Genomic DNA, 19,550 nt, shown 5'->3' with positions numbered 1-19,550 from the left:
CCCATGGAGGAGTTGCACCAGCAAGTCGCCACCTTGATGCGAGGCGTGGCGGCGGATGTCGTGATGCCCCGTTTCCGTACGCTCACCGCCCATGACGTGTCTGACAAGGGGGCGGGTGAAATCGTCACCTGCGCCGATTTTGATGCGGAAGCGGCGTTGCGCGACGGGCTGGACCGGCTGGGCATTGGCGCGCGCATTGTTGGAGAGGAGGCCTGCGCGTCCGACCCGGCCCTGCTCGACGGCATCGGCGAAGGACTGGTGTGGCTGATCGATCCGCTCGATGGCACGGCCAATTTCGCAGCCGGACGTTCGCCCTTCGGCATGATGATCGCGCTGGTGGAGGATGGCGTTCCAGTCGCCGGCTGGATTCTCGATCCGCTGAGCGGCCGGCTTTGCGCTGCGATGCGGGGCAAGGGCGCGACCCTTGACGGTGTGACCGCGCGGGTGCGGGATGAAAGCGCATCGCCCGGCGTTGCCGCGCTTGGCACCCAATTCATGTCCGCGCTTGGGCGGACGGCAGTTCATGATGCGGCCGAGCGCCATTTCCTGCTCGAATCCATCCCGCGTTGCGCAGCCGAAAGCTATGCGCGTCTGGTTTTGGGCCGCAACGACGCTGCCATGTTCCAGCGTATCCTGCCATGGGACCATGCCGCCGGCATATTGTTCCTGACCGAGGCAGGCGGCGTTGCCACGCATTGGGACGGCGCGCCCTATCGGGTCGGTTCTTCATCGGCTGGCGTGCTGCTGGCTAATTCGCTCAAGGCCCATGCCGTGATGCGCGATGCGCTTTCTCCTCTCCTTCTTGCTGAACCTGTTGCACCGGATCTCGTCACCGCATGACCTCTCTCCGTTTCCTTCTCAGGTCAGGCGCGGCCCTGTCGATCGCCTGTGCTGTCTTTCCAGCGCAGGCCCAGCTCTCCTCACCGCTCGGCGGCGCGACCCAGAGCGACGGCAGCGCTGCGGTAGCGCGTGCGCGGACCGATATATCGGTGCCGTCGGCGTCAGCGCCTGCGCCCTTCCAGCCTGCTGTTATCGAGGGCGTGCGCGCCACAGCGCCCGTGCCCGAAGACCCCATGCCGGTGCCGCGTGACATCGCCACACCCGTCCGGTTGGCGCCGCCCAACGAATTCGAGACCTATGTATCCGACATTGCCGGCAAATCATTGCGCCGGTTTGGGTCCGACCTGCTCGTGCCGGAAGCACGCGACTTCACGGCGCCGTCGACCGGCGCCATTCCGGACGACTATCGCCTCAACCCCGGTGACCAGTTGCGTCTGGACCTGACGGGAAGCGTCCAGGCCACCGGCGTCGTGCTGACCATTGACAGCGAAGGGCGTATCTTTGTGCCTAAAGTCGGCGCCATTACAGTGAGCGGTGTGCGCTATGGCGATGTCCGCAGCGTCATCGCGCAGCAGGTGTCTCGTCAATATCGCGGGTTCGACCTCCAGATTTCGGTTGCCCGGCTCAAGGGGCTGACCGTCTATGTCACCGGCTTTGCCGAGCGGCCGGGCGCCTATACGGTGAACAGCCTGTCGACCTTGGTCAACGCGGTGCTGGCCGCTGGTGGTCCGAGCGCGGGCGGCAGCTTCCGATCGATCCAGCTGCGCCGCAATGGCGAACTTGTGTCGGACTTCGACCTCTACGACTTGCTGCTACGGGGCGACAAGAGCGGGGACGCCGCGCTCCAGAATGGCGATGTGATCCACATTGCACCAACCGGCACCCAGGTGGCAGTGATTGGCAGCGTCAATCGGGAAGCGATCTATGAGGTCGGCCCCAATGAAACCGTCGAGGCGGCGCTGCGCTATGCCGGCGGCGCATCCTCAGTCGCAGACGCAACGCGGCTTATGCTGTTCGATTCGCTTGGCCGGCGTGAGATTGGCTGGCAGGAACTTTCTCCCGCCGATGCCCGGGCGCGTATCGTGCAGCGAGGCGACGTCATCCGCGTCCTGTCAGACATCGGCATCGCCCGACCAGTCGGCCAGCAGCCCGTGCTGATCACGATCAGTGGCGAAGTGGTCAAACCGGGCCGCTATTATGTGCAACCTGGCACCCGCCTGAACGATGTCGTGACCCAGGCAGGCGGTCTGACCCGCGACGCATTTCCCTATGCCAGCGTCATTACCCGCCAGAGCGTGAAGGCGCAGCAGAAGGAAAGCTTCGACCGCGCGGTCAAGGACATGGAATTGCTGCTCAGCACCCAACCGCTCGTGTCGGTCAATCGGGCGCAGCTTGCGACGGCGGGCAATCAGGCGCTGATCCAGTCGGTGGTACAGAAGATGCAGGATCGCGAGCCCAATGGTCGCCTCATCTTCAACCTGCCGGTCACCGCGACACAGTTGCCCAGCGACCTCATCGTCGAAAATAACGACGCCGTCTATGTGCCCAGCCGCCCGGTAACGGTCGGCGTGTTCGGCGCGGTGCCCACCCCGGCCTCCTTCGCCTACAGCGAGGACAAGACGATCGGCGATTTCGTCGAGACCGCAGGCGGCATCCAGAAGCTGGGCGACAAGAAGGAAATCTTCGTGGTCCGCGCCAATGGCACAGTGTTGGCCAATGGCCGCGCGACGCTTCGCGCGAAGGCGCTGCCAGGCGACCTGGTCTTCGTTCCGATAGAGGCCGACCGCGGCGAGTTCTGGGCGCGCCTGCGCGACATCACGTCCAGCCTGTTCGGCGGCTTCATCGGCGCAGCCTCCGTCGCGGCGGTTGTGCAATGAGCCTGGCCGATCGGTCCAAGGCATGGATAGGCGACGCCCGCATTCGCCGGCGCAGCTATGCACTGGGCGCGGCGGTGTGTGCGCTGCTGAGCGTTGTGCCCCAGCCTTATGTCGCGCGCGCCAAGATCGTGCCGCAGGACAGCAGCAGCATCGGTCTCAATTCGATGATGAACGCGCTTGGCGGCCAGTTAGGCAGCTTCGCATCACTGTTGGGCGGCGCCAAGCAGCCGATCGACCTCTATCTGGCGGTGTCGCGAACGCCCGAAGTTAGCGACATGGTGATACGGTCACTGAAACTCGACGCCCCGAATGCATATGGATCGGCTCGCGCCGCGCAGAAGGCGCTGAAGCAGAAGATCGACATTCATTCTCTGACCGGTGGCATGATCGAGGTGGAGGCGCGAACCCATGACCCGGAAGAATCCGAAGCGCTGACCCGCGCCTATGTCGCTGCCATCACCACGCAACTGAATGCACTGGGCAATGACCGGGTGTTGCGCAAGCGCGGCATCGTCGAAAAGCGGTTCAAGGAAGCCGCCGAGCGCGTAGGGACGGCGGAAGGAGCGTTGAACGCCTTTCGCCGCAGCAATAATCTGGCTGCACCCGAAGCGCAGCTTGGGTCCGAACTTTCGCTGCGCGCCGGATTGCAGGCGCAATTGCAGGCGAAGCTGGTCGAACTTCAGACTGCGCGTCAATTCCAGGGCGAGGAAAATCCCGCGCTTCAGGCGCTTGTGTCAGAAGTCGCGTCGCTGCGCGCTCAAATCGCGCGTAGCGCCGATCCCAGTACCGGTGCGGCCGGTCCTAATGTGGCGGGCTTGTCCGAAGTATCGGGCCGGTATCTCGACCTTTATCGCGACTATCGTTTCGCCCAGGCGCTCTACGAAGTCTATGCGCGCTCCTCCGAAGAAGTGACGGTGGAATCGCTCGCCGCTGAAACCGCATCGGACGCGCAGGTGGTGGAAGCGCCAAGGCTCGACATTGATCGCAAATTCAACATTCCTGCTGTGGCGCTGCTGGCGCTGATTATACTGCTCGCCTTCTTCACCGAAGTTTACGCGCCAGCGACGGCTATGCGCATTCCGCTCATCAGCCCGCCGGACAGCAGGCCATGAGCCTCCCCGAACTCTCCATCGTCATTCCCTGCTATAATGAGGAAGAGAATGTCCGGGGGATCTGCGCCGCCGTCACAGCCGAAGCGGAACGCCACGCGGCGAGTCACGAGATCATCTTGATCGACAATCACTCGACCGACGCGACCCGCGCTATCATCCGCCAACTATGTGCGCAGGACAGGCGCGTCCGGGCGATTTTCAACAATCGTAATTACGGCCAGATGCGGTCGCCCACCCATGGCATCTATCAGGCGCAGGGCCAGGCCGTCATTGGTATGTGCGCCGATTTCCAGGATCCGCCGGCAATGATCGGCCGTTTTCTGCAGCTCTGGCGCGGCGGCGCGAAAATCGTGCTGGCGCAGCGGCGACAGGAACGCAGTTCGGTCCTGCTCACCCTCTCCCGGCGGATCGGCTATGGCCTGCTCGGCCGTTTCGCCGACTATCCGGTCATTCCCAATGCGACCGGCTTCGGCCTGTTCGACCGGGCGGTGGTGGACGCGCTCAGGCGCTGGAACGAACCGGAACCCTTTTTCCGGGGCATGGTGGTCGAAAGCGGCTTCTCGCTCGCCCTCATCCCCTTCGACCGGCCGGAACGGGCGGCCGGTGAAACCAAGAACGGCTTCCGCACGCTCATTTCTTTCGCCCTGTCCGGCCTTGCCGGTTCGGCCAAGGGGCTGTTGCGCCTGCCGATCCTGTTGTCGGTCTGGACGGGCATCGGCACCATTGGCCTGCTGGTCGCCGCGCTGGTGGCCATGATCATCGGCGGCCCGGTTTGGCCGCTGGTCGCGCTCACCTTCGGCGCCGGCATGTTCGCGACCCTGCTGCTGTTCATCGGCCTGATTGGCGATCAGGTGCGCCTCATCGGAGAACGCACGCGCGGCGTGCCGCTGGTGATCGAGGAGGAACGGATCAACTTCGCGGACCGGTCATGACCGGCGGCAGATCGGGCCACGGGCGCGCCTCCCTCATCGAATATGCGCTGGCCGCCGCCGTGGTCGCCAGCGTCGTCTCGGCCGCGCTCTGGTTTCGGCAGAACGGCTTCCTGCCGCAACCTTTCGTGATGGACACCAACGATACTTTCATGGACTGGTTCAACACCGCCTTCTGGGCGAACCGGCCGGGCGCCTACGAAGTTTGGCGCAGCATCTATCCGCCGCTATCCTTCGTCTTTCTCGACCTGTTCAGCCTGCCCGGCTGCCATCTCTCCTCGCCCTTCGCGGCGCGCGACTGCGACTGGCTGGGACAGGCGACGATCCTTGGCGCCTACGGGCTGAACGTCGCGCTGTTCTGGACAGCATTCCGCCGCAACGACCGGCCAAGCGCGCCGCCGCGCACCATCGCCATGGCGCTCGGCCTGCCCCTGCTCTTCACGCTGGAGCGCGGCAACCTGATCCTCATTGCCATGCCGGCCTTCATCCTGGCGCATGATCCCCTGGTCCGCTCGCCGCTGGTGCGCGCCGTCGCCACCGCCATGACGATCAATTTCAAACCCTATCTGCTGCTCCCCGCGCTCGCCCGGCTGATCCGCCGGGAATGGCGCCCGCTCGAATGGGCCGGCCTCGCCACGATCGCCCTATACCTGCTGACGCTTGCCCTTGTCGGGTCGGGCACGCCGGGCGAACTGGCGTCTAACACCGCCAACTGGGTTGTCTTCCAGAGCGGGCAGGTATGGAACGAGGTCAATTATTCCACCAGCTACGGCCCCCTGCTCTCCATCCGCAAGGCATCGCCGATCCCGCTGCTCGATCTCGTCCCCTCGCGTCTGGTGGAAGGGATCGAATATGTCGTTCCGCTCCTGATCCGGGCCAGCCAGTGCATCGCGCTCGTCGCGCTGGCCGGCGCATGGCTCCAGCCCAGAGCGCTCGGCCATGCGCGCGTCGCCATCCTGCTGCTCGGCGCCTATCTCGTCACCCAATCGCCCGGCGGCTATGCCCAGCTGTTCCTGCTCTTCCTCGCCCTGCTGGAAAAATGGGACGGCGCGGGGCCGAAAATCGCGATCATCTGCACCTATCTCCTCTGTTTGGTGGGCGACGTGCCGATCGCGACGATCATAGACCTCAACACCAATGGCTGGCTCAGCGGCCGCCCGGTGACGCCCAGCTTCGGCCTCACCATCGGCCATTTCCTCCGCCCCGGCCTCCTCATCCTGATCCTCTGGGCGCTGTCGTTCGACGCGCTCGCGCGCATCGTCCGTGCTCATGGCGCGCACCGCCCCAGCCTTGGAATGGCGCCCGCATGATCCCGCAGACAGACCTTCCCGCCATCGACGCCGCGCTCGCCCCGCTCTGGCCGCGGCTCGACGGCGCGCGCCTCTTCTTCACCGGCGGCACCGGCTTTATCGGCCGCTGGATGCTCGAAGCGCTGGCCCGCGCGCCTGTCCGGGTCGATGTCACCCTGCTCAGCCGCGATCCCGCCGCCTTCGCCGCCCGCGCGCCGCATCTTGCCGGTCGCTTCACCTTCCTGCGCGGCGACATCCAGAGCTGCCCCGCGCCCCAGGGCGATTTCACCCACATCATCCATGGCGCGACCGACGCCAGCGCGGCGCTCACCGCCCATGATCCGCGTTGCATGTTCGACACCATATTGGACGGCACCCGCGCCATGCTGGACCTGGCCAGCGACCGGCAGGCCCGCCTGCTCTTCATGAGTTCGGGCGCGGTCTACGGGGTCCAGCCGTGGGACGTCACCCATGTCGCCGAAGACTGGATCGGCGCCCCGTCGATCCGCGATCCAAAGTCCGCCTATGCGGAGGGGAAACGCGCCGCCGAAACCCTGTGCGCCATCTACGCCCATCAGTTCGGGGTAGAAGCGGTGACGGCGCGCATCTTCGCGCTGCTCGGCCCGCTGCTCTCACTCGACACCCATTTCGCCGCGGGCAATTTCATCCGCGACGCCATCGCCGGCCGCGCAATCGAGGTGCAGGGATCGGGGCAGGCCGTGCGCTCCTATCTCTATGCCGCAGACCTCGCCATCTGGATGTGGACGCTGCTGATCGCCGGCGACAGGGGCGCGGCCTATAATGTCGGCTCCGAACAGGCGGTGTCGATCGCCGACCTCGCCCGCCGCACCGCCCGGCTGCTGGGCGCGCCCGACGTCCGCATCCTGGGCCGCCCCGATCCCGGCTGGAATCCCGGCCGCTATGTCCCCTCGACAGCCCTCGCTCGCGAAACCCTGGGCGTATCCGCCACCGTCGACCTCGACGAAGCGATCCGCCGCACCGCAGCCTCCAATGGATGGACCCCATGACACAAGTAAAACTCTCCGACTGGCTCGCCGACTGGCTGGCCGACCATGGCATCGAACAGGTCTTCATGCTGACCGGCGGCGGCGCCATGCACCTTAACCACAGCATCGGCACCCATCCGCGCCTCAAGACGCTCTTCACCCATCATGAACAGGCGCTGTCCATGGCGGCGGAGGCCTATGCGCGCCTGACCAACAAGCCCGCCGTGGTGAACGTCACCTCAGGCCCCGGCGGCACCAACACCATCACCGGCGTCTATGGCGCCTATGTCGATTCCATCCCGATGCTGATCATTTCCGGGCAGGTGAAGCGGGAAACCACCGTTCGCTCCACCGGCCTGCCGCTGCGCCAGCTGGGCGACCAGGAACTGGACATCGAAGAATTGGTCCGCCCCGTCACCAAATATGCGACCATGGTGAACGATCCCCAGTCGATCCGCTATCACCTTGAAAAGGCGCTTCATCTCGCGATCAAAGGGCGGCCCGGCCCGGTGTGGGTCGATATCCCGCTCGACGTGCAGGCGACGAAAATCGATCCCGACAGCCTGCCCGGCTTCGATCCTGTCGAACTCGATCAGCCCTGGCTTGCCCATGATCTCGGCCCGGTCGCCCGCGACATTCTGGATCGCCTGCAAAAGGCCGAGCGCCCGGTCGTCTTGGCTGGCGGCGGCGTGCGCCTGTCGGGCGCGCATCGTGACTTCATTGCCCTGATCGAGCGGCTGGGCGTCCCGGTCGTCACCGGCTGGAATGCGCATGACGTGCTGTGGAACGACCATCCGCTCTATGCCGGCCGTCCGGGCACGGTCGGCGATCGCGGCGGCAATATGGTGACGCAGAGCGCCGATCTGCTGCTGGTGCTGGGCAGCCGCCTCAACATCCGTCAGGTCAGCTACAACTGGAGCAGCTTCGCCCGCGCCGCCTACAAGATCTGGGTCGATATCGATCCTCTCGAACTGCAAAAACCGACGGTGACGCCTGACATGCCCGTAGTGGCAGACCTTGCCGATCTCATTCCGACGATGCTGGCGCAGGATTATGCCGGCCCGACCGACCGACATCGCGCCTGGCTGGAATGGTCACATGAGCGGGTCGCCCGCTTCCCCGCCGTTCTGCCCGAATATCACGACCATGGCCCGGCCAATCACCCCTATGTCGCGATGGAGGCGCTGTTCGGCGCGCTCGACCAGGATGACATCGTCGTCACCGGCAATGGCAGCGCCTGCGTCGTCAGCTTCCAGTCGGCGCATCTGAAGCAGGGCCAGCGGCTCTGGACCAATTCGGGCTGCGCCACCATGGGCTATGACCTGCCCGCCGCCATCGGCGTTTCCGCCGCCATCGGCCCCGATCGCCGCGTCATCTGCATCGCGGGCGACGGCAGCATCATGATGAACATCCAGGAAATGCAGACGATCGCGGGCTATGGCCTGCCGATCAAGGTCTTCCTCATCAACAATTCGGGCTATGTCTCGATCTTCCAGACCCATCGCAATTTCTTCAACGGCGTGGAGGTCGGCGGCGGCCCCAAAAGCCATGTGACCTTCCCCGATTTCGCGAAAGTGTCGGCCGCCTTCGGCTTCGCCTATGCGCGCGCCGACGGGCATGATGATCTGGCGCAGGCGATCGCCGATACGCTCGCCGCGCCTGGCCCGGCCCTGTGCGAGATCATCGTCGATGAACATGTGTCGTTCGCGCCCAAGCTCGGGGCGAAGGTCCATCCCGACGGGCGCATCACCTCCCCGGCGCTGGAGGATCTGTCACCCTTCCTCCCGCGCGAGGTGCTGCGGGAGAATATGGCGATCCCGCTGCTGGAGGAATCGTGAAGGCCGCAACCCTGTCGGGCCAGCACCGTCCCCTGCGCTTCCTGATCGCAGGCGGCCTCAACACGCTTTTTGGCTTGGCCCTTTACCCGCTATTGTTGTGGAGCGTCCCCGCGCTCCACCACCATTATATGATCGCCCTGTTGATCGCGCAGGCCGTGTGTCTCTGCTTCGCCTTTGTCACATATAAGCTCGGGGTGTTTCGCACACAGGGCCGGCTGTTGCAGGAGTTTGCGGCCTTCGCCAGCTACTATCTGTTCAATTATGCGCTTAACTGGGGCGCGCTGCCATTGCTCGTGGAAGCCGGCGGTTTGTCTCCGATCGCTGCCCAAATGGGCTTTTCCCTGCTGTTGATCGCCGGCAGCTGGTTCTGGCACAGCCGTGTCACCTTCAAGGACAGACTATAATCATGACGCTTCCCGCCCTGCGCGATCGTTCCTGTCCCTGTTGCGGCGCACAGGCCGGCCGGGCCGAAATCATCTGCTCCGGCGACGCGGAAAACATGACTGTCGATCAGTTGCGCTCCTATTGGCATGGGCTGGAGAAAACCAAGCACTTCTTCACCTATCGCCGCTGCGCCGACTGCGCGCTGCTCTACAATCCCGTCTTTTTCGACGATGCGCAGTTGGCCGATCTTTACAGCGATATGCCGCCCAATATGGACATGCTGCCCTTTTCGGCCATCGCCGCCACGCAGCGCGGCTATTTCGATGCGGCAGCGCGCGCGGGGCTGTCATCGGGCGATTATCTGGAAATTGGGCCTGACGTCGGTCATCTGGTGACGGCAGCGGTTGATCATGGCGGGTTCGACCGTTTTTGGCTGTTCGAACCCAATCAGGCCGTTCATGGCCCGTTGCGGCAGGCCACAGGCGAAAGGCCGGTGTCGATCTTGACGGACATGACCGATCTGTCCCCGGTGCCTGCCCGCAGCGTAAGCCTGGCCGTCATGATCCATGTGCTCGATCATCTGCTAGATCCATTGGCCATGCTGCGCGGCATCCATGCAAAGCTGAAGCCCGGCGGCAAGTTGCTGATCGTCACGCATGATGAAGCCAGCCTGCTGCGCCGGGTGCTGGGTCGCCGATGGCCGCCATTCTGCCTGCAACATCCGCTACTCTATAGCTCCAGGACGATCCGCGCCCTGGCGGGGCGGGCGGGCTTCCCCGCGGTCGAGGTCAGTGCCAGCACGAACCATTTCCCAATTGATTTCCTTGCTCGTCAGGCGGCGCAGGCGGCGGGGGTTTCATTGCCCCGGCGCCTGCCTTTGCCCCAAAGCGCCATCGCGCTCCGGCTCGGCAATATGTTGACGATTGCTCAGGCCGCAGCCTGAACAATCCCCCGACCGGTCCTTTGTCTGTAACGATCGATCTGTTCCAGCGTTATCGTGCGCGCATCCTCGCCAACGTCAACCCGCTTGTGCCATTCCACGATCCAGTCGATCGTGTCGGCCAGTCGCAGCGCGGGCTGCCAGCCAAGCGCCGAGCGCGCGCGCGAACAGTCGAGCCGCAACAGACCCGCCTCATGCGGGCGCGGGCCATCGTCCAGCGTCGCGGGGGCAGCGCCCTCGCTCCATGCTGTGCGCATATGGTCCACGATCCAACGCACCGGCCGCGCATCCTCGTCCGCTGGTCCGAAATTCCAGGCTTCGGCAAAATGGCGTTCGCCCGCCAGCAGGCGTTCCGCGATCATGACGTATCCGCCCAGCGCTTCCAGTACATGCTGCCAGGGGCGAACCGACTCTGGAGATCGGATCAGAGGCGCAACACCCGCGGCGAACGCGCGGACGAGATCGGGAACCAGCCGGTCGGCCGCCCAGTCGCCGCCACCGATGACGTTCCCCGCGCGCACCGACGCCAGCGCCGGTCCGCTGTCCTGAAAATAGGATCGCCGCCATGCCGAGACCGCTAGTTCGGCGCAGCCCTTGCTGCTGCTATAGGGGTCATGTCCCCCCATCGGGTCGCTCTCGCGATAGGGCCACGCCCATTCACGATTTTCATAGCATTTGTCGCTGGTGACGCAGACGATGCCGGTCACGCCGCCGACGTGGCGCGCCGCGTCCAGCACATGGACCGTCCCCATCACATTGGTGGCAAAAGTTTCCACAGGCTGTTCATAGGACAGGCGGACCAGCGGTTGTGCGGCAAGGTGAAAGATGATTTCGGGCCGCGCCTGTTCCATCACTCCATGCACGGCCGCAGGATCGCGCACGTCGCCTTCGACATGGTCGATCAATTGATCCAGCCGCGCGGCATCGAACAAGCTGGGATGGCTGGGCGGCGGCAGGGAAAAGCCCGTCACTTTCGCACCCATGGCATGAAGCCAGAGCGCCAGCCAACTGCCCTTGAAGCCGCTGTCGCCGGTCACCAGCACGCGCCGGCCCTGCCAGAGAGGATTTACCAGCGCTTCCACGGTGCGCCTCCCGATCGCCAGAGCGAGTCCAGATGGATCTTGTCGCGCAGCGTATCCATCGGATGCCAGAAGCCGTCATGGCGATAGCCCATCAGATCGCCATTCGCTGCCAGCGTTTCGAGCGGCCCAGATTCCCAGATCGTTTCCGGGCCATTGACCAAGTCCAGAACGCTGGGGTGAGCGACGAAGAATCCGCCGTTGATCAGGCCACCGTCGCCGGCCGGCTTTTCCCGGAAGGCCGTCACTTGATCTCCGTCGAACTCCAGCGCGCCAAATCGTCCCGGCGGCGTGACGGAGGTGATCGTCGCGCGCCGTCCATGCGCATGATGAAAGCGAACAAGATCAGCTATGTCGATGTCGGCAACGCCATCCCCATATGTGAAGCAGAAGGGCTCATCGGGGTCGAGATAGGGACGGATGGCGGCCAGGCGCCCTCCCGTCATTGTATCCGCGCCGGTTTCGACCAGAGAAATGCGCCACGGCTCGTTGCGGGTATAGTGGATTTCCATTCCGTTGCCGCCGCGCAGGTCGATGGTGACGTCAGCGGTATGCAGGAAATAGTTGGCGAAAAATTCCTTTATTACATAGCCTTTGTAGCCAAGGCAGATCACGAAATCGTTCAGCCCGGCGGCAGAATAGATTTTCATGATATGCCACAAAATCGGCATGTCGCCGATTTCCACCATCGGCTTGGGTCGCACGGCGGTTTCCTCGCCAAGGCGGCTGCCCAGACCGCCCGCCAAAATCACTGTACGCATTCGTCCTCCCAGAAACGGTGGTTCCTGTGAAGACGGAGCCGGACCGTGCATCCCGTGCAAAAAGCAGACGCTGGATACCCGACATCAACAGCGTCGCGCTGACCGCCATATTGGCCCTGTCGGCAGCGCTGCGTCTTTGGCATGTCGACTTCGGACTGCCAGCGCTCAATGATCCTGACGAGCCGCTCTTCGTCATGACTGCGCTCGACATGCTGCGCGAACAGCGCCTGAATCCGCAATGGTTCGGGCACCCGGCGACAATTCTCTTCTACGCCTTGGCAGCGATCTTCATCGCCGTCGGATGGCTGGGTGTCCTGTTTGGGCGATGGGCCGATACGGCGCACTATGTGTCCGCTATCTACGCCGACCCCTCGATCGCGATCTTGCCGATGCGGGTCTTCATCGTCTTGATGGGCGTGGTTTGCGTCTATCTGACCTACCGGATCGGGCGCCAAGCAATCAGCGTGCGCGCCGGACTGATCGCGGCTGCGGTTGTCGCGGTCAACAACATTCATGTGGAACTCTCGCAGGTCATCCGAACCGACATGGTCGCCAGCATTTTCATGCTGGGGAGTTGCCTCTATGCCATCCGCGCCGCGCAAGGCGGCAAGCTTCACCATTATATTCTGATGGGGGTGATGATCGGCCTGGGCGGCGCAACGAAATGGCCATCATTATTGTTCATGGCAAACGCGCCTGGCGCAGTTCTGAACAGGTGGCGACAGCAGTCATGGGCCTTGGCCTTCGCGCTGCTCGCTATCGTTGCGGCAAGCGCGCTCGTCGCACTTTTTCTCGCCTCTCCTTATCTGTTGCTGGATCAAGCCACGGTGCTGCGCGACCTGAGCGGGGAAGCCCGCCCCAATCATCCGGGTTCCACGGGTGGCCCGCTGTTCCAGAACATTCTGTGGTACGGGCGCCATGTCCTGTTTGCCGGATTTGGTCCTGCGGGGACCATATTGGCGCTTGCCGGGCTTGTGCTGATGCCATTTCGCGCGGGCGCACTTGCCCTTGCAGGGCTGCCCGGCGCGCTGTTGTTTCTGCTGGGCATCGGGGCTCAGGCGCTCGTCTGGGACCGCTGGGCTGTGCCTCTCATTCCCTGGATCGCTCTGGCGATCGCATTGGCGCTAAACGAAGCGATTTCGCGGATCAAGGCGGCGTGGAGCATAGCTGCCTTGGCCGCAACACTGTCCGCCTTGCTCCTGCCCATGGCCCAGTCCAGCCTGTCTCGATCCCATATGCGCGCCAATGACACGCGCCAACTGGCCTCGCTCTGGATTCGCACCCATGTTCCCGCGACCAGGTCCGTGTTGATCGAGGATGCCGCGTTCGACTTAGTCGCGCGGCCCGGCCCGGTCATTTTTCCTTTAGGGGACGCCGGCTGCCTTGATGCGCATGGCTTTTTGCAGGCGAAGCCAAGCTACAAGAAGGTCGAAAAAAAGAGAGAAGGGAAATCCATCGTCGATGTGGGCCATGTCGCACCTGGGATGATTGCGAGTTGTTCGGCCGACATCGCCGTCATTACGCACTATGATCGGTATCTGCACGAAAAGACGGCATATCCTGATGAGATCAGCCAATATGAGAAACTGCTTCAGCATGGAAAGATCATGGCGATCTTTCGACCGGAACAGGGGCGCATCGGCGGGCCTGTCACGCGAATCTATCGCTTCCACCACGCCGCCGGTTCAGGCCACGTCGCCCGCCCGACAAAGTGAAGGGCATGAAACGGCGGGGCAATAAGGCGGCAGACCCGTATCGGACGCCAGTGGGCATTTTTCGCGCACGCTGAAAATGTCAGAACGGTCATGAGGCTGAGCGTCCTGCTGCTGCCGCGAATCATCCATCCCCTCGCTACAATATCAGAAGCAGGACGAAGATTAGCATATCGGCCGTGGTGGACGTACGCCAACCCACCACGGCCTGATGTCTCAGGGTTTGCGCAGCGTGACCTCGTCCAGCGGTTTTCCAGTGGCTGTATAGGCACGGTAGGTCAACTGGTCCGCCGTCACGTCGATGACCTGATAGGCTTGGGTGCGCGACGCTGATTTGCGCGCCCAGGACAGGCTGCCGACATCGTACATCTTGGGCCCGGCCACCGACACTGCATAGGTCGATCCGCGATCGTCGCTGGTCGGTCCGTCCGGGCCGATGGCGCCACGCGCATAGCCGTGATCATGGCCCTGTAGCACAAGGTCGACCTTATACTTGTCCACCAACGGCTTGAGCGCGGCTCTAACCTTTGGATTGTCACGGCCCGGCTCGCTGGAAAACAGCGGGAAGTGCAGGAACATCACCGTCCATCGACTGGGGTTGTCGGCGAGCACGCCGTCGAGCCATTTGATGATCGATTGCCGCGCCTTGTCATCGCGATCCACCTGCATCGAATCGATCGAGATCAGACGCAGCCCCTGATAGTCGGTATACCAGTTGGTTTCGCGGCTGGCCGGGACGTCCGCCGGTCCATCGTCGGGCAGGGTGAACTGGCGACGCCACTGGCCGGTAATCGAGGATCCGGCGCGCGCGGCTTCGTCCTTGACATATTCGTGGTTGCCAGGGGTCGGCATTTGTGGCGTCTGCGCATAAAGGAAGCCACCCGCAGCGAACCATTCACCCCATTCGCTATCGCTGTCATGCCTGTTGACGAGATCGCCCGCATGGATGGTGAACGCGGCATCGCCGGCCTGCCGGAAAGCCATGCGCAATGTGCGCGAGGCTTCGGACAGGATCTGGTTCTGCATGTCGCCGAGGTAGATGAAGCGGAAGGGCTTCAACGCCTTGGCGGCGGTGCGGAACTGGAACCATTCGGACCAGTGCGCGCCGTCGCCCACGCGGTAGGCATAGACGGTATCGGGTAAAAGTCCCTTGAGCACGGCGGAATGATAGGCGGCGTGGAAGGTGGGGTCTTCGCGGACCGCAAGCGTGGCATCGTCGGTCGCGGCGGCAAGCGTCATTGGCGCTTTCACGAAATCGGGACTGTCGGTTGCCACCGCATATTGTACCTGTCCCGTCAGGCCAGCCGCCGACCGCCAGGTGATGGCCATCTGAGTCGCCGGATCCGCAGTCAGGTTGAGTATGATGCGTTCGGGCGTCACGCTTGCCGCGGCCAGCGCAACCGGCGGCGTGGCGGGAGCATCTGCCCCCGCCGCCTGGAGGGGAAGCGCACTGCCCAGGAGCAGCGCGGGCACAAGAATTTTGCGCGTAATCATCCTGTTTCCCATCAGAATATGAGGTTGAGGCCTAGCGAGAAGCTGCGGCCGTTCTTGATGTAGGCGCGGCTGGCGCCGGTGCCGGACGAGACCGTTTCCCAATAGGTATGCGAATCGAGGAGGTTGCGGACCTGCAACTGGATCGAGGATTTCTTCATAAAGGTCTTGCGCAGGGTCAGGTCCACGAAGCTGTAGGCCTGCTCATACGGATCATTGCCGAAGTCCTGGATGCCGCCCATGAATTTTGACTGATAATTCCATGCGCCATAGATTTCCCAGCCCTTGCGTTCCCAGAATATCTGCAGGTTCGCGATCGTTTCGGGCGTTTCCATGAGCGGCAGGGTATAGCCATCCGGGTGCCATGACAGGCCCGTCACCGCCTTGGAACGCTGCAATGTCAGATTGCCGCCGATGCCGAGCGAACCCAGGATACCAGGCAACCAGTGCAACTGCTGCTGGGCGCTGACTTCCAGACCGTAAACTTCCGCCCATTTGCCGTTGTTGGGCATGGCGATGGCGACACCTGTAGGATCGACATTCTCGCCCAGCGTTCCGTTCCGGATATTCGATGACGAGGAGCGGAACAGGAAGTTGGTGATATGTTTATAGTAGAGCGCCACCGAATAGGCGCCGGTGTTGCCGGCATAATGTTCCAGCGAGAGATCAAGGTTAGTCGCACGCATTGGCTTGAGGTTCGGGTTGCCCTGCTCGATGCCGACCAGCACCCACTCCGATGTCGGATTCTCTGCGCCATCGCCGTCTGGATCGGTGTCATAACTATATTCGCGCGCAGAACTCATGCGGGCGATGTCCGGCCGGGCGAAGCTGGTCCAGACGGCGCCGCGCAGCTTGGTCTTGCGGTCGAAGTCGTAGTTTACATGGACTGACGGCAGGACATTAGTGAAACTGGTGTGGTCCTGGGTGAACCGCGCGCCCTGCACCTGATCCAGCACATAGGCGTCGATGCTGTTGCGCGTCGTTTCCACGCGCACGCCGCCAATGATCTGCGCCTTGCCGATCCGCGCGGTCGCCATCGCATAGCCTGAAAGGACGCGCTCGTTGAACCGGAAACTGTCTTCGTTCGACAGTTCGGCGTCGGACGGATCGACCGCATAGCCTTCGAAAATCGTGCTGTCGCCCTTTTCGGCGCGCTGAAGTTCGGCCAGCATGGCCTTGTTGGAAAGCGTTTGGCCCAGACGATAGACGCCGCCATAGGCGCCGTCGAACAGGTTTCCGACGTCCTGGCCATAAAATTGGGAGAAGTCGGCCATGGTGCCGTCCGTCTCGAGATTGAGAAACGAGCCGGAAAAGGTGCGGCGGCGCGAATTATAGAATTTGCCGCCGGTCTTGATGGATTCCAGCCAGTCGCTGTCGGGCTTCCATTGAAGGTTCAATTGCCCCTGCCACAGTTTTTCACGGGTTCCGCCGACTTCGCCCTCCAGGCTGCTGAAGGCATATTCCGACGGATCCTGCACCGCTGCTAGGCCGGCGTCGTTGAGCAGCCATTTGGGGAATCGGGAATCCTCCGACGCGGAAAACAGCACGCCGCGGTTGCCTAGCCAGCCATATTTGTCGCTGCGAAATTCGAGCGTGTACCCGTCGTCGAGATTGTCTTCCGACTGGGCATAGGACACATCATAGTCGATCGTCACGGTGTCGAAACGCGACACGCCGCCGAAATTGGCGGAGGCCAGGCTGCCGGTCTCGTTATTGGCTTCCCAGAAGCGGCGCAACCGGAAACCCTGCGGATCCCAGGCGCCCGAACTGCCATTCAGGCTGTAGAGGGACCGCGCCGAACGGTCGGCGTCGGTGATACGTCCGTCACCATCCCGATCGATAATCTGGTCTACCGTATAGCCATATATCCGGCCCAGCGTTTCGTCATATCCCGTCACGATGTCGTCCGGTTGCGCCAGGCTGCGATCGTCAGTGTCGACTTGCGACAGCCGCGCGGAATTCCGGGAAACATCATTGCGGAAGTTGAGGCGATTGCTGAATTGCTGCTTGCGATATTTGTTATACTGACCGCGAAGATGGAGATCGTGATGATCGGAACGATAGTCGATGCTGCTATTACCGCCCCAGCGTTTGACGTCGGTTTCGCCAAGAGCCAGGTCCATCCCCCGCATAACGAAGCGATTGGGGTCCCAGCCAAGCGTTTCACTGTCGTCGTACCAACTGTCGGGTTGATTGTCGCCGTCGACGCCATTTTGTTCGAACTGCGATTTGCGGCGGCTCCAGCTTGCCGAAACGAAGACGCCGAAATTGTCGCTGAACTGCCGTGAAAAAGCGCCGGAAACCTGCCCTGACTTGCGATTATCGAACTTGTCGAGAAAGCCGCCTTCTGCCGACAGGCGGAAATAGGTCGGCTTTTGGTCGAACGCCGTGGGCGTCGATATATCGATCGAGCCGCCCAGCGCGTCGCCGTCACGATCGGGCGTGAGCGTCTTGAAAACCGTGATCTGCTTGATGCCGTCGGGCGGCAGGACCGAAAGGCGGACACCGCGATAGAAATTATTATCGCGAGAGCCGGCGCCGCCGACGCGCACGCCGTTGATCGAATAATTGTTCAATTCGGTCGAAAGGCCACGCACCGTGATCCGGTCGCCTTCGCCAGTGGCGGAATCCCGCACCGCATTGACGCCCGGCAGACGGGACAGAGCTTCCGACACATTGTTGGCCGGCAACTTGCCCATGTCGTCCGCCGTGATCGTGTCGGAAACGACTTGTGCCTTGCGTTTGGTTTCGAGTGAGCGCTGCACGGCTTCGATATAGCCGGTGACGATGATCTCGGTATCGACCGGATCGACAGGGGTGGCGCGCGTCGGGGCAGGGGCCGGCGCGTCGGCGCGGGGCCTGCGCTCGGCGAAGTCTGGGATCGGGCTTCGCATGGCGAGTGGCTTGGCGATCAGCATGTTGCCGCGCCGCTGCATGGCGACGTTGGCGCCGCCGATCATTTGCTGGAGCGCGCTGGCGGCGGACATGGTGCCAGATACCGCCTTGCTGCGCCGCCCGCGCAAGGCATGAGGCGATGCGGCCACCGGCGTACCGGTTACGCGCGAATATTCCTGCAACGCTTGCGCCAAGTCCTGCGCGGGAATGGCGAAGGTGTAGCGCGGCTCTGCTGCATCCACGGGTGTGGAAAATACGCTCGCGACGGCAATGGCCAACACCGATGCGGTGGGCCGGTTCAAGAAAAACATAGAAGATACCCCCATTTGAACAGACAGTTCAGGCGACAGACGCGCCATGAGGGCAAAACCCGACAAATATTTTTTCTTACATTTTCATGATGTTACTGTGAAGGTCGGATGACTATCCCTGGCGTCCCAACACATAGCGGCCACCTGCATCGCGCCAGGTCAGCTCGTGAATCGCAGCGATCGCTTCGAGCACGGCTTCAGGATCATCTGTCGGGAAACGCCCGGTCACCAGCAACTCTCCAAGCGCCGGGTCCGCGAGTTCGACGGGACGGCGGGATATGCGGTTGAGCTTCCGCACAAGTTGCGACACTGGCATTTCGTTCGCCTCCAGCCAGCCTTCCATCCAGCCGGGACGCTCTCCATGCACTCGCGTCAGGCTGCGAACCCGTTCACCCACCAGTTCCAGTCCGCTGCCAGCCGGCAGGCGCCACTGCCTGCCAACCCCGGCCTCAACGCTGACAAGTCCACGATAGACTTGGATGACGCGCGTATCCTTATCTATCCGATCGACGTCAAAGGCCGTGCCCAATACGGATATCCGAGCATTGCCGGTTTCGACGGTAAAGGAGCGCAGCCGCTCATGCGCAACGTCGAAGAACGCCTCGCCTTGCACGAGTTCGACGTCGCGGGACCATGGCGTAATCCGGGCGGCGACGCGGGTTTCCGCGTCCATGCGTATGGTCGAACCATCCTGGAGCACGACCGTGCGGGTCTGGCCATGACCGGTGGAGAATTCCGACTGTTCCTCCAGCCAACGCGGCGCAGCGACACAGATCGCCGCCACCATGCAGATCGCAGCAGCGGCCGGCGCCACCCGCGCCCACGACATCCGGCGCAGCCCTCGCAACCCGCGTGGCTTGGCATCACCATCGTCATTGGACGGCCGCAGCGACCACGTTTTGTCGCTCAAAGCGGCATCCAGTTCCTCCGATTGCCACAATGCCAAAAGACGTGCGTAGCTTTCAACATGGCGCGGATCTTTCAGAATCCAGATATCGAAGTCCGCAGCGGTATCGCTGTCGAGGACGGGACGGTTCATCCGCTCCACCCATTGCGCGGCCTGGCAATCTATAGAAACCATTTCG

General features: G+C 62.9%; 15 protein-coding genes. 10 read left to right on the top strand and 5 right to left on the bottom strand.

What is annotated here, in order from left to right:
* Positions 1-3 precede the first annotated feature (3 nt).
* From C100_RS26225 to C100_RS26185, 9 genes are read left to right on the top strand one after another with little or no spacing between them, the layout of a single operon-like run.
* A complete protein-coding gene (locus C100_RS26225) occupies positions 4-840 on the top strand; it encodes an inositol monophosphatase family protein (RefSeq protein WP_024017979.1) in 837 nt (278 codons plus the stop codon).
* Positions 837-2,717, top strand: a complete 1,881-nt coding sequence (locus C100_RS26220) for a polysaccharide biosynthesis/export family protein (protein WP_024017978.1) — start codon at positions 837-839, stop codon at positions 2,715-2,717. The genes C100_RS26225 and C100_RS26220 overlap by 4 nt, the downstream gene beginning before the upstream one ends.
* Positions 2,714-3,829: a hypothetical protein gene (locus C100_RS26215; RefSeq protein WP_024017977.1), complete on the top strand. Its 1,116-nt coding sequence runs from the start codon at positions 2,714-2,716 to the stop codon at positions 3,827-3,829. Before C100_RS26220 ends, C100_RS26215 begins: the two co-directional genes overlap by 4 nt.
* Positions 3,826-4,761: a glycosyltransferase family 2 protein gene (locus tag C100_RS26210; RefSeq protein WP_024017976.1), complete on the top strand. Its 936-nt coding sequence runs from the start codon at positions 3,826-3,828 to the stop codon at positions 4,759-4,761. Before C100_RS26215 ends, C100_RS26210 begins: the two co-directional genes overlap by 4 nt.
* Positions 4,758-6,068, top strand: a complete 1,311-nt coding sequence (locus C100_RS26205; RefSeq protein ID WP_024017975.1) for a hypothetical protein — start codon at positions 4,758-4,760, stop codon at positions 6,066-6,068. The genes C100_RS26210 and C100_RS26205 overlap by 4 nt, the downstream gene beginning before the upstream one ends.
* Positions 6,065-7,075, top strand: coding sequence for an NAD-dependent epimerase/dehydratase family protein (locus tag C100_RS26200; protein ID WP_024017974.1), 1,011 nt, complete (start codon positions 6,065-6,067; stop codon positions 7,073-7,075). Before C100_RS26205 ends, C100_RS26200 begins: the two co-directional genes overlap by 4 nt.
* Complete coding sequence (locus C100_RS26195) at positions 7,072-8,892, top strand: thiamine pyrophosphate-binding protein (protein ID WP_235218987.1); 1,821 nt, start codon at positions 7,072-7,074, stop codon at positions 8,890-8,892. Before C100_RS26200 ends, C100_RS26195 begins: the two co-directional genes overlap by 4 nt.
* A complete protein-coding gene (locus C100_RS26190) occupies positions 8,889-9,296 on the top strand; it encodes a GtrA family protein (protein ID WP_024017972.1) in 408 nt (135 codons plus the stop codon). Before C100_RS26195 ends, C100_RS26190 begins: the two co-directional genes overlap by 4 nt.
* 2 nt (positions 9,297-9,298) lie before the next feature.
* On the top strand, positions 9,299-10,219 hold the full coding sequence (locus C100_RS26185) for a class I SAM-dependent methyltransferase (RefSeq protein ID WP_024017971.1): 921 nt from the start codon (positions 9,299-9,301) through the stop codon (positions 10,217-10,219).
* On the opposite strand, the gene rfbG is transcribed toward C100_RS26185, so the two are convergent.
* Together rfbG and rfbF are read right to left on the bottom strand one after the other, a co-directional pair.
* Positions 10,204-11,298, bottom strand: coding sequence for a CDP-glucose 4,6-dehydratase (gene rfbG / locus C100_RS26180; RefSeq protein WP_024017970.1), 1,095 nt, complete (start codon positions 11,296-11,298; stop codon positions 10,204-10,206). The two genes, C100_RS26185 and rfbG, sit on opposite strands and share 16 nt — an antisense overlap.
* Complete coding sequence (gene rfbF / locus C100_RS26175; protein ID WP_024017969.1) at positions 11,283-12,056, bottom strand: glucose-1-phosphate cytidylyltransferase; 774 nt, start codon at positions 12,054-12,056, stop codon at positions 11,283-11,285. Before rfbF ends, rfbG begins: the two co-directional genes overlap by 16 nt.
* 26 nt (positions 12,057-12,082) lie before the next feature.
* Here rfbF and C100_RS26170 point away from each other — a divergent pair, with 26 nt between their 5' ends.
* Positions 12,083-13,771 (top strand): ArnT family glycosyltransferase, encoded by a 1,689-nt coding sequence (locus C100_RS26170; protein WP_024017968.1) that lies wholly within the window; start codon positions 12,083-12,085, stop codon positions 13,769-13,771.
* Positions 13,772-13,984: 213 nt separating this feature from the next.
* On the opposite strand, the gene C100_RS26165 is transcribed toward C100_RS26170, so the two are convergent.
* The 3 genes from C100_RS26165 to C100_RS47370 form a co-directional block, all read right to left on the bottom strand.
* Positions 13,985-15,262 carry a purple acid phosphatase family protein gene (locus tag C100_RS26165; RefSeq protein ID WP_052028197.1) on the bottom strand — a complete coding sequence of 426 codons (1,278 nt, stop codon included), beginning with the start codon at positions 15,260-15,262 and terminating at the stop codon, positions 13,985-13,987.
* Positions 15,263-15,273: 11 nt separating this feature from the next.
* Positions 15,274-18,465: a TonB-dependent receptor gene (locus C100_RS26160; protein ID WP_024017966.1), complete on the bottom strand. Its 3,192-nt coding sequence runs from the start codon at positions 18,463-18,465 to the stop codon at positions 15,274-15,276.
* 112 nt (positions 18,466-18,577) lie between these two features.
* Positions 18,578-19,504 carry a FecR domain-containing protein gene (locus C100_RS47370; protein ID WP_161633888.1) on the bottom strand — a complete coding sequence of 309 codons (927 nt, stop codon included), beginning with the start codon at positions 19,502-19,504 and terminating at the stop codon, positions 18,578-18,580.
* Positions 19,505-19,550 lie beyond the last annotated feature (46 nt).

The organism is Sphingobium sp. C100 (assembly GCF_000508185.1).
Classification (GTDB): domain Bacteria; phylum Pseudomonadota; class Alphaproteobacteria; order Sphingomonadales; family Sphingomonadaceae; genus Sphingobium.
This window is presented reverse-complemented; position numbering and strand designations above follow the sequence as displayed.